The sequence below is a fragment of the Streptomyces sp. NPDC001828 genome, from assembly GCF_042892175.1.
Classification (GTDB): Bacteria; Actinomycetota; Actinomycetes; order Streptomycetales; family Streptomycetaceae; genus Streptomyces.
Genome location: NZ_JBIATV010000001.1, coordinates 1,261,190 through 1,273,119, shown reverse-complemented (window position 1 = coordinate 1,273,119; position 11,930 = coordinate 1,261,190). Strand labels below are relative to the sequence as shown.

Annotated in this window: 4 protein-coding genes; 1 reads left to right on the top strand and 3 read right to left on the bottom strand. The window is 70.8% G+C overall.

The genetic code is table 11. The annotated features are described in order from the left end of the window. Positions 1-54: 54 nt before the first annotated feature. Both ACFYZA_RS05935 and ACFYZA_RS05930 read right to left on the bottom strand, forming a co-directional pair. Positions 55-264: a hypothetical protein gene (locus ACFYZA_RS05935; RefSeq protein ID WP_388487591.1), complete on the bottom strand. Its 210-nt coding sequence runs from the start codon at positions 262-264 to the stop codon at positions 55-57. 90 nt (positions 265-354) lie between these two features. Next, positions 355-6,825 (bottom strand): RHS repeat domain-containing protein, encoded by a 6,471-nt coding sequence (locus ACFYZA_RS05930; protein ID WP_388487589.1) that lies wholly within the window; start codon positions 6,823-6,825, stop codon positions 355-357. Positions 6,826-7,179: 354 nt separating this feature from the next. Here ACFYZA_RS05930 and ACFYZA_RS05925 point away from each other — a divergent pair, with 354 nt between their 5' ends. Further along, a complete protein-coding gene (locus ACFYZA_RS05925) occupies positions 7,180-11,184 on the top strand; it encodes a LamG domain-containing protein (RefSeq protein ID WP_388487586.1) in 4,005 nt (1,334 codons plus the stop codon). A 79-nt stretch (positions 11,185-11,263) separates the two neighbouring features. Here the strand turns inward: ACFYZA_RS05925 and ACFYZA_RS05920 are convergent, their stop codons facing one another. Then, positions 11,264-11,926 carry a winged helix-turn-helix transcriptional regulator gene (locus tag ACFYZA_RS05920; RefSeq protein WP_382589400.1) on the bottom strand — a complete coding sequence of 221 codons (663 nt, stop codon included), beginning with the start codon at positions 11,924-11,926 and terminating at the stop codon, positions 11,264-11,266. Between the last annotated feature and the right edge of the window lie 4 nt (positions 11,927-11,930).

Sequence of the window (11,930 nt, the reverse complement as noted above, 5' to 3'; positions counted from 1 at the left end):
GCGACCACCCCTGCCGGTGCCGCGAGCGGCGTCGCGGCTCCGCGCGGCCGCCGTTCAGTGTGTGAGCAGGAAGTGCGCCTCGGCCGCGAAGGCGAACAGGGAAACCGCCATCGCGACGATTCCGGTCGCCATGGTCGTCCGCTGGACCTGCTGCTCCTTCTCCGGGGTGCGTCCGCGCCTGGCGTAGGCGGTGCGGATGCCGCGGAAGTCGGCCACGACCGCGAGGCCGAGGAAGAAGGGGATCAGGAAGACGAACACCGCCATGGTCTCTCCTCGTTCGGGTCGGCAGCCGGTCGGCCCGGGAGCGGAGTCGCTCCCGGGCCGGTCACACGCGGTCCACGCGTGTGCGGAACTCTACTTCGGGCCCGCCCACGAGCAGCCGGCCTGGAAGCTGCACTGGCCTCCGAAGGTGGTCGGCCCCTGCGGGGCCCAACCCGCGCCACCCGCCCAGCCGCCGAAGTAGTAATAGCCTCCGGAGCTGCGCTGGCCGACGCCACCGGTCGCACCCCACGGCCCGTCCGCGGCGGTGACGCTGCCCAGTTGGAGCTTCTGGTCACTCGGCTTGGCGGTGTTCCAGCCGACGGACACGCCCATGTAGGCGCCCGCCTTTCCGGAGAACAGTTGCTTGGCTCCCTTGATGGTGTCGAAGGTCATGCCCCCCGACATCGTGAGCGAAGCGTTGCCGTTCTGGAACCCGGCGCTGACGCAGAGGATGAGGCAGAACGACCCGCTCACATAGACGTGCTCCCACAGTTGCTGCTGGATGGTCGTGCCGGATTTCGTGTACGGGTCGTCCGTGCTCTCCTTGCCCTTGCCCGTGCCGAGGACCGCGATCATGTTGAGGGTCTGGTCCGCCTTGGAGCCCTTCTTGGGGCTGCCGAGCAGACCCGAATCCCCGGCGTCACTGCAGAAGTTCACCATCTTCTCGCCGGCCGGGGACATGGAGCACTCCTGCCTGATCCAGTCCGCGATGAGTCGTTTGTACGTGGGCAGTTTCTTGCTGCCACCGGGGTTGCGGTAGAGCAGTTCCCGGTAGGTGGGCAGCCGTACTCCGTCGAGGGTGGGCCGCCCGTCGTCGCTCTTGCCGTTGCTCAACTTGCCGGTGTGCGAATCCCCCTGGGGACCGCAGGGCACGCCCTGGACGCCCTCGCACTCCTTCTTCGTGCAGTTGCGCAGGTCGTAGAGACAGGTGTTCTGCGTGCCGGGCGGGTCGGTGCCGGCCGGGTCGGACAGGTTGACCGGATTGTCGTCGCTGTAGGAGTAGCCGTTCCACTGCTGCGGCTGGGTCTCGTCGAGCACGGGATCCGGGTTGACGAAACGGCCGGAGACGGGCTGGTACTCGCGGGCGCCGAGGTTGGTGAGCCCGGTGGCCGGATCCTGGGTACCGCCGACGAAACCGTGCTCACCGGCCCACTGGGAGGGCTGGGTGCCGCGCGGCACGCCGAACGGGTCGACCGGTCGCCTCGTCTCGCCGAGCGAGGCCGAGTCGAGTGCGAGCACGGCGGTCCCGTGGTTGTCGCTGGTCTGCCAGGTGAGGGCGTTCGCCTGCCGAACGGCGGTGAGGCCGTTGGGCAGGGCGTAGGTGCGGGCGGTGGTGACGGCGCCGGTGGCGGTGTCCAGGGTCAGGTCGTCGGGGCCCAGGTGGAGCGTGCTTCTGCCGGGGTCGTGGCGGATGAGCTGGTTGCCGTCGGCGTCGTAGACGTAACTCGTATTCGATGGACCGCCGTTGGGGGTGAGCGAGGTCAGCTCGGACTGCGCGTCCCAGGTGAGCTTCGTGGTGCCGGCCCGCGTGGTGATCGCGGTGGTGTTGCCGGTGGCGTCGTACTGGTATGAGCTGGCGCCGGGATTGCCGGGGCCGCTGCTGGTGGTGGAGAGCAGCGCGTGGGCGCCTCCGGTGCCGCCGCCGGTGTTGGGGGCGGTGGTGGGCTGGTTGTCCTGTCCGGCGGGGGCGAACACCTGGTTGGTGGTGACGTCCTTACTGGTGTCGCCGGTGGTGTCGTGCTGGGTCAGACCGGTGCGGTTGCCCGTGCCGTCGTAGGCGTACGAGGTCCAGTACGCGGCCGGCCCGCCGACGGTGGTCTTTCCTGCCGGCGCCCCGCTGGTGGGGGTGGTGTTCTTGCAGCCGCCGGTGCCGGGCACGGACGGTTGCGGACGGGAGGTGACGCCGCCGGTGTCGGTCCAGGCGGTGGTGAGTCGGCCGAGGTAGTCGTAGCCGAAGCACTGCAGGTCGGTCTGGGCCGGGGTGTTGTCGGGGACGTTCTGGATCGCGGTGATCTGCCCGGCCGGGTTGCGGCTGTAGGTGGTCTGCTGGACGGCTCCGGTGGCGGCGGTCTGCTTGTCGACCCAGGAGGAGAGGAGGTTGCCGGTGGCCTGGTCGTAGGTGTCGGTGACGACGACCTCGGTGCCCCACGGGTTGACGGTGGTGCGCACCGCCCGGCCGAAGGCGTCGTAGTCACTGGACAGGTCGTAGGTGGTGGTCGGCGAACCGAAGCTCAGCAGTGGCCCGTTGACGTCGTAGCTGTAGGTGAGTGACTCGGCGGGCAGGTCGCCGCGGGCGTCCGTCGTCGAGGCGGTCAGGTCGCCGGTGATCGGGTTGAACGCCGACGTCGAGGTGTAGGCGCGGGCGAGGCCGCCCTCCTGTCCGGGGATGGTGACGGTGGTGGCGGTCGCCCGGTAGGCGCTGTCGTAGGCGGTGACCTCGCTGGTGTACGCCTGGTCCGTCCTGCCGTCGAGGAAGCGAGTCGACTTGACGGCCTGGCCCTTGGCGCCGCTGACGCTGTCGAACGTCCAGGCCGCGACCGGCACCCGGTCGGTGGACGGGGGCGTGACGCTGTAGGAGGCGGTCTTGCGGCCGAGCAGGTCGTAGTCGTAGCTCAGGACCTGCTTGCGGGCGTCGGTGGCGGTCGCGAGGCGGCCGTCGGCGTCGTAGGTGCGGCTGCTGGCGCCGGTGTCCGGGTCGCTCGCGGCGACCTGGTGGCCGCGCAGGTCGTAGCCGTAGGACCAGTGGTTCTTGGTGGTGCTGTCGGTGCGGCCCGCCGTTTTGCCGTCCGGCGTGTACGTCAGCCTGGTGATGTCGGCGTCGAGCGGGCTGCCGGTGGCCGTCGGCGTCTTGTACTGCCACAGCTCACTGGTGCGGCCCAGGGCGTCGGTGACGGTGGTGGTGGCGGTGCCGCCCTGGGGCGGTGTCGTGTCGGTGCGGTCGGCGCCCGGGTAGGCCTTCGTGGTGCGCCATTGCTCCACGGCGTAGGAGGTGAAGACGGTCGCGGTGGGGCGCCCCTGGCCGTCGTAGAGGGTGCCGGTCTGGCCGGGCACCTGCTTGTCGTCGACGGTGACGAGGCCGGCGCCGGGGGCCGCGGTGTCGTCGTAGTAGGGGGAGCGGGTCTCCACGGGCCAGCCGTGCGAGTCGTAGAGCGTGTCGGTAACGACGCGGCCGGTGTAGGCGGAGATCCCCGGAGTCGCCTGGGTCTGCCGGCTGCGCCCCAACCCGTCATAGATCACGGTGGACTTGGCGTAGTGGGCGCCGTCGTTCTCCAGGGTGGAAGTGGTGACGGCGGACGGCGCGGTGCTGCCGTTCACCGCGTACGCGAAGGTGGTGTTCGCCTTCTGGGTGGTGGTGCGGCCCGGCTGCCAGACCGCGGTGAGCCGGCCGAGCGCGTCGTAGGTCTTGGTGGTGGTCCTGCCGTTCATGTCGGAGCTGGTGAGCTCCTGGTCACGGCCCACGTCGAGGGTGGTGGTGGCGGTCCAGTCGGTGGTGGAGCCGGGTGCGGGACTGGTCACGGTGACGGTGGCGGGCACCTCACCCGGTTTGGCCGGGAGGTAACTCGTGCTGGTGGTCGCCCCGTCGGGGTGCTGGGTGTCGGTGGCGTTCGGGTCGGTGACCGAGGTGGCGCGGCCGTAGGCGTCGTACGCGCTGGTCTTGGTGGTGACGTACACCGCGTCGCCCGAGGCGTCGTAGCGGTCCAGTTCCTGGGCCGCGGTGGCGTCGCCCTGGGCGCCCGCCTTGCCGAACGGCTGGTTGTCGTAGAGGGTGCGGTCGGCCTTGACCGTGGTGTCCTTGCCCGGCGTCGCGGTGCAGGCGCCGGCGCCGTGCAGCGTCGTGACCTCGTCGGCGAGTCCGGTGACGAGGGCGTTGCTGCTCACGGCGTACGAGGTGAGGGTGCACTGGTCGGGCTCGCCGTCGGCGGCCACGAGGACGCTCGTGGTGCGGTTGGCGTGGTCGGCGTCGCTCTTGGTCGTGGTGACCTTGGCCCGCCAACTCCCGTCCGCCTTCTTCTCCTTGGCGCTCTCCACGATGGTGGTGGCGCGGTAGCGGGCCACCAGGTCGGGCAGACCCGCGCCGCGCGCGTGGGTCGCGGTGGTCGCGGGGCCGGTGGCGCCGGTGACCGTGTACGCCGTGAGCGAGCCGCCCGCCCTGTCGTAGGTGTCGCTCTCCAGTACCGACCCGGACAGCCAGTCGGCGTCGGTGACCTGCTCGCCGAGCGAGTCGGCGACCTTGACCGATCGGGTGGCGCCGCCCGGCAGGGTGTCGCCGTCCATGCCCTGGAGGTATTTGGTCGTGGTCTGGGTGACGGGGCCGTCCTGGCCGTCACCCGTGGTGGTGGTGACGGTGGCGAAGCCTCGGAACTGGTCCCAGGTGCGGGTCTTGGGGTCGATGACCTCGCTGGTGCCGTAGTGCCAGGCGGCGGGCCCGTACTGGTACTTGGTGACGCGCGAGGGGCTGTGGGCCACCGGGTCGTTCTCGCTGACACCGGCCACGGTGTAGTGGTTGAACCAGTCGGAGACGGGATCGGCGCCGTAGACGCTGCCCGGCGGGAACCACTTCACGTTGTAGCAGGTCATCGTGTCGGTGTCGGCCGACGCCGGCATCACCTTCTTCACCCGTGAGCAGGCCGGCAGGTTGTAGTCGACCTGGATCTGCTCACCCGTCTCGGTGGTGACGGTCTGGATGCGCGGCCGGTTGAAGGCGGTCGGCGCCGGGACCAGATTGGTGCCGTCGACCCGGTTGGGGAGTTCGACCGGAGTGAAGGACACCTTGGGCAGCGCGACGGCCGAGGCGCCGTCCTGCCCGGTGCGCTGGATGCTCGCGAGCCACATGGCGGGCTTGTTGCTGTCGGCCGGGTCCGGATAGCTGTGGGTGAGGGTGTAGCTGTCGACGTTCTTGTACGCGCCGTTGGAGAGCACCTGGGTGGTGATCGAGGCGAGCCGGATGTTGGTCCAGAACGTGGGTCCGTACTGGGTACACGTCCCGGTGGCGGCACAGTTCTGGTCGTACGGCACGTCCGGCCAGTGTGCGGCGTTGGCCGAACCCAGCGTCGCGTCGGTGCACTTGAAGGAACCGGCGGTGGAGCAGCGCCCCTCGGGCGCCGGGGTGAAGGTCACCTTGGCCGCCGGCTTGAGGGCGCCCTTGGCGGTGACCTGGTCGGCGAGGCGCTGCCCGTATCCGATGGAGGTGAGGGCGCCGCCGCGGATGTAGGAGGTCTGGGTGCCCTTGCCCTGGTTCTGGGCGCCGCCGCGCGCGTAGTAGTTGGACTGCGTGGTGTAGGTGTACGTCGTCAGGTTGCCGTGCGGGTCGACGGCGTAGTCGAGGTTCCAGCGCCAGGCCATCTGGCACCAGGAGGCGTTGCCCTTGGCAGAGTCGTAACAGGGGTCGCCGCTCTTGGGGGAGTAAACCGGTTCGGTCCAGGCCGAGTTGGCCGCCGGGTCGCTCTTGTCGCCGCCGGGCAGGTGGTTGAGGCCGAAGTAGTAGACGCTGCCGGAAGTGGTGGAGACCTTGATGTACTCGCCGTCGTGGGCGCCGTTGGCGGCGCCGGTCAGGAACTCGACCTTGGAGCCGTCGTCGTCCTTGAGCCGCCAGGTGCCGGACGTGTCGTCGCGCACCAGCTCGCTGGAGTGCCCGTTCAGCGAGAGGCTGGCGTTGTGGCCGCCCCAGCAGGAGTCGGCGGAGTACTTGATGCCGTCCTTGTCGCAGTTCTTGTACGAGCGCTCCACGAACCCCGGCGCGTAGTCCCAGCCGTCGCCGATCCAGGAGGACTGGGCGTTGGTGGAGGAGGTGCGTCCGTCGACGGCGGACGAGCTGTACGACAGGGCGATCTGCGGGGCGTCCTGGCCGATCGACGGGGGCACCTGGATCGGATAGCTGTACGCGAAGCCTCCGCCGCTGGTGCCACCGGTCCAGGCGTCGCTGGGGTTGAGGCTGCTGGCGGTGTAGTCGCCGCCACCGCCGCCGGAGGCGGTCTCGGCGGCGAAGAGCATCGGCTGGGTGACGCCGGAGGAGGCCCCTGCGGGCACGGCGACGTCGGCGACGAGCCGGCCGGTGCTCGCGTCGTAGCGGGAGGGCACAGGCGTCCGCTGTCGGCAGCCGTCCACGTCGGGGGTGGTGAGAGCGCAGCCCGGCAGGGTCACCAGGTGGGCGCGGGCCGCCGCGTCGGCCCCGTACGTGGCGTCGAGGCGACGGACGTCGACACCGATCCGGATCCGTCCCGGGGCCGTGCCCTCGGCCCGGTCCACGGTGACCACGGGACCGCGCTCGCCGAGGGCCCGCGCCTTCGCGAGGTCGACCACGGCTGTCTTCAGAGCGGCACCGGTCGAGGTAACTGCCGTGGCCGCAGCGGTGGTTGAGGGCGCTGCGGGGCCTTGCCACTCCCCCGGCACCGGATAGTGCGGCTTGGTGTCGGCGGGCCCGGGGGCGGCCGCGCCGTGTACGGGCTCGGTGTGGGGAAGGCTGGTGTGGGGCGGGACCCATCGCTGGTGCGGGTCGACGGGCCTGGCGGCGGCCATCGCCTCGGCGGTGGCCGGTGCGAGCAGCGCGGCGGTGCTCGCCAGCACGCTGACCACCCCGACCCACCGGCGCCCTCTTCGACGCCCCGGTCTCCAGCCGTTCCCCGGTCTGCCCCAAGCCCCCACGACGCTCCCCCTCGTACCCGAAGCACGCAAAATTGGCCGCCGTGTCTGAAACAGGCGGCGTCGATCGGGGTGAACGTAACGCCGGAACCGAACACCAGACCCGCACGTGCCCCACACTTGACGCACTCATTAACTTCGGTCTCTGAGACAACAGTTGACGCACCATCACGACTGCGGACATAACCGTCATCCCCGCTTGACCTGGGTGGCTTCAGCCCCGCTACTGTGCCCCCTCCATCGGCGCGCAGCGGCGCGCCAGACCCGGGAGGGGCCCTCATGGGGGGTATCAGCGCCTACTCGCACGACCCACGACGACGCAGACCGCGGCAGCGCGCGGCGGTCGGACTCATCACGGCTGCACTGGCCGCCACGGTGGTCGCACTGCCGTCGCCCGCCGTGGCGGCCGGCCCGCCGGAGCCGGCCGGCGGCGACGCCCAGCACATCCAGCAGCTCCCGCCCGACGAACGGGCCGGCCTCACAGCGAAGGCGCAGGCCGCCGCGAGCGGGCATCCGGTCGTGATCGATGCCCTGACCACGCCGTATGCGCAGACCGTCGCCAACCCCGACGGCAGCCTCACCGAGACCTCGACGCCGGTACCCACCCGGGCGAAGGTCGACGGCACATGGGCCGCCGTGGACGCGACGCTCGGCGCACAGGCCGATGGCACCCTCGCCCCGAGGACCGCCGTCAACCACCTCACCCTGTCCGGCGGCGGCAGCGGCCCCCTGGCCACGCTCACCAGCGCGGCGGGCAAGAGCCTCGCCGTCACCATGCCGTTCCCCCTGCCGAAGCCGACGGTGGCCGGCGACACCGCCACCTACCCGAATGTGCTGCCGGACGTCGACCTGACGGTAACGGCCACCGAACTCGGCGGTATCCGTGAGGTGTTGGTGGTCAAGACCGCCGCCGCCGCGGCCCTTCCCGCGCTCGCCACCCTCCACCTGGCCACGTCGGGTCCCGGCCTCACTCTGGGTTCCGACGCCCAGGGCGCCCTGCAAGCCGTCGACACCGCGACGGGCCGCACGCAGTTCACGGCCCCGGCGCCGCAGATGTGGGATTCCAGCACGACGCCACCCACCACCGCGCCCGCCGCATCCGCCAAGACCGCCAAGACCGCGAAGAGCGCGCAGAGTCCGATGAGCGCGGCGGGAGCGGCGATTCCCGCAGGGGGCCAGGGCTCCCCCACGGACGCCAGCACCGCCGACGGACCCGGTCCGGGCGCCCAGTCCGCCACCATGGCGACCGCCGTGTCGTCGGGCAGCGTCGACATCACGCCGGATGCCGGCATCCTGCACGGCAGCGCCACCCACTACCCCGTGTACATCGACCCGTCGTACATCCCCTGGAGCCCGGGCGACCCGGCGTGGACGTGGATCCAGTCCGCCCACACCGGCAGCAGCAACTACGGCGTCTTCGGTTCCTCGCACTCCCAGCAGCCCGGCGTCGGCGTGTGCGGCACCTATCCGGGCGGCGGCAGTTGCAGCCCGGCCGACAAGGAGCGCACCTACTACCAGTTCAACATCGCGGCCCTGGGCGACAACAACGACGTCGTCGGCAGCGCCGAGCTGCACGTCACCCAGACGTACTCGGCGGACTGGAGCTGCACCAACAAGTACGGCATCCGGCTGTACTACTCCAAGGACACCATCGGATCCGGCACCGACTGGAACAGCCACCCCTCGGACACCTCCACCGGCCTCACCGACCAGGTGGGCGGTACGGGCTCGTCAGGTTGCGGCGGCGACGTCGCGTTCGCGTACAACGTCAAGTCGCAGGTGCAGAGCGCGGCCGACGGCAACTGGAAGACGATCACCTTCGGCCTGTACGGCGACGAGGGCGACGCCAACGGGCTCAAGCGCCTTTCCAACAAGGCGAGCCTCGCGGTCACCTACGACCACACGCCCAACCTTCCCTCGGGGATGACGAGTTCACCGGTTCCTGGCTACGCCTCCGCCGACACCACCCAGCCGTGCGAGGCGACGAACAACCCCACCGACAGGGCGTTCGTCGGCACCCCCGGCCTGACCTCCGGTCTCCAGCTCAAGGCCACCGTGTCCAGCCCGACCACTCCGCGCCAGCCGGTCCGCGGCTACTTCGAGACCTGGGACGACTCGGTCAGCGGGCTTCCCGACACCGACCACGGGACCGGCTACAGCAACGGCGGCGGATATGTGTCGTCGGGCAGCCAGGTCTCCTTCACGGTGCCCAAGTCCGACTTCACCGACGGGCACGCCTACGCCTGGGACGTGTCGGCCAGTGACGGCCTGCTCGCCTCCGACTCCACCAAGCCCTGTCACTTCCGGGTCGACCTGACCGCGCCGACGGTCAGCACTCCCGCCGCGCCGGACTACCAGGTGGGCAACCTCAACACGGTCTTCCCTCCGGCGGGCAACGGGCAGACGGCCAACATCTACGCGGGCAAGGGCGGCTGGGTGCCCTTCACGGCATCCGACCCCGCCCCTGCGGTCGGCCTCGCCTCCCAACTGGCCTGTCTGCGCTGGGGGTTCGATCCCACACTGACCACCGCCGCCTGGCAGTGCGGCAGCGCACTGCCCAAGGACTTCCTGGCCGCGTTCCCGCAGCACTGGGGCACCAACATCCTGTACATCCAGGCCAAGGACAACGCGGGAAACCTCTCGCAACTGGCGACGTACGCCTTCTACGTGCCGTGGAACCCGAACGGCCCGGCCCCGGTGTTCGGCGACACCACGGGTGACGGCTCCGCCGACATCGTCACGCCGGGCGACGACGGGAACCTGTACGCCCACACCGTGCCGGGCAACACCCAGGCAACCAGCCCCGCCGCCTCGCTGGCCGCGCGCGTCGCGAACACGCCGGACGGCGACAGCTGGGCGGGCTACCGCATCACCCACCGGGGCAGTCTGCGCGGCGGTCTCAACGTCGACGACCTGATCGTCCACAAGGACGGCGCGGCACAGCTGTACTTCTACTACAACCCGGGCAACACCGGCACGGACGGCCGCTTCGACAAGCGTTCCGTACTGACGAAGCCGGCCTGCAAGGACGACGGCTCGGGCGGCTACTGCAGCGGATACGCCGCCGACTGGTCGACCACCACCCGCATCGCCGCGCTCGGCGACGTTTCGACCACCGCCCTGGACGCGGGCACCTTCCGCGACCGCACGGGGCTGCTGACCGAGGAGTCGACCACCTCCGGCGACTCCGCGCTGTGGTTCTACCCCACGGTCTCCGACGGCCGGCTGGGCTCACCGGTGCGGCTTGCCGCGACCGGCTGGAAGGATCTGGAGCCGATCGCTCCGGGCGACTGGAACCACTCGGGCCACCCTGGTCTGTGGGCCCGCAACCGCACCACCGGTGACATCACCGCGTACACCTTCACCACCGGCACCACCCCGGCCCCCGGCAGCACGACCACGCCCCCGGAGACCGTGCCCACGCTGACCGGCATCGTGACCGGGCCCAAGCTGGGCAACCTCTCGGCCACCGACGACCCGGTGATCGGCTCCGACGGCGACCTCACCGGGGACGGCGTCGCCGACCTGTGGTGCGTCACCAAGGGAGGCGTTGTGAACACGTGGGCGGGCCACACCCCCGACGGCACCTCGGGCACGGCCGTCGACTACTTCCTGTCCCCCGTCAACAGCGGAACCACGGCGGGCGCCCCCGACCAGTGGCGGCTCAACGGCAACGGGGCGGACACGGCCGGCCTCAACGCGGCCACGGCCGTCGGCGCGGTCGGCTGGTCCGCCGACCACACCGGAATCTCGCCGGGCGCGGCCACCTTCACCGGGAACGGCAGCTACCTCAAGGCCGCGGCGCACGCCCTGGACACCAGCAAGAGCTATACCGTCTCGGCGTGGGTCAAGCTCGACTCGCTGACGGCCACCCAGGCCGCGGTGAGCCAGGGAACCGCCACTCACCAGGCCTTCTATCTGGGGTACAACGGGCCCAAGAAGTCCTGGCAGTTCATGACCACGACCACCGAGGCCGCCACCACCACCTATCCGGTGGCACTCGGCGGCCCCGCGCCGGCAGCCGGTACCTGGACCCATCTGACCGGCGTGTACGACGCCGACACCGAGGTGATGTCCCTGTACGTCAACGGCATGCCCACCGGCACGGCCGACCGCAACGCGACCCCCGTCTACAACGCGTCGGGACCGCTGACCATCGGGGGCAACATCACGGTCGGCAGCACCAGTCCCTACGACCAACTGACGGGCGCGGTCTCCGACGTCCGCACCTTCCCGGTCGCCCTCACTGCGGCTCAGGTCAAGTCGATGTACGCCAACTCCTAGCAGAACTTGGTGCGTTGGGGCCGGTCCGCCTGTGGCGGGCCGGCCCTTTCGACCGGTCGGCACGGCTTGGCGTACGCCGTCATCGGTCGCCGCGCAGCGCGGCGGCGAACGGACCGTCGCCCGAGATCTTGATCCGGCCCGCCGTGATGCCTTGTTCGACGCCGAACGCTCCCTCGCCGAGCTCGCGGCAGGTGTCCGAGTCGAGCACGAGGCGCGCGTCCGGTTCCTCGGCGGGCCCGTCTCCGTACGCCGGGCCGCCACCGCCCAGGCGCAGGTGGAACACGCCCTCGTCCAGGACCACTTCGACGACCGTCGGAGCCTCCGGAACCGGGAGGCGGCACAGGAGCGGCAGAGCGAACCAGTGGGCCCGTACCGCGTCGGTGGGCCGGCGCTCGGCGAGGTCGGGGGCGCCCCATTCGGTGAGTGCCGTCAGGACGGGCAGCAAGCCCGCGCCTCGCGGGGTGAGTTCGTAGACCGTCGCCGCCGCCGGCGGCGGGAGCTTGCGCCGCGTCGCGAGACCCTGCGCCTCCATGTCCTTGAGCCGAGCGGCCAGCACGTCCGTGGAGACGCCGGGCAGGTCGGCGTGCAAGTCGGTGTAGCGGCGCGGTCCGCCAAGGAGTTCCCGGACGATCAGCAGGGTCCAGCGGTCCCCGACCGCGTCCAGGGCGCGGGCGGACGCGCAGTACTGGTCGTAGCTTCGGCGGCGTTGCTGACGTGACGACATGCGTCGCAGTCTAGACAAGTTG

Excerpts from the sequence above, each read along its gene's own strand:
- ACFYZA_RS05935 (WP_388487591.1), bottom strand. The coding sequence starts at position 264 with ATGGCGGTGTTCGTCTTCCTGATCCCCTTCTTCCTCGGCCTCGCGGTC.
- ACFYZA_RS05925 (WP_388487586.1), top strand. The coding sequence starts at position 7,180 with ATGGGGGGTATCAGCGCCTACTCGCACGACCCACGACGACGCAGACCG.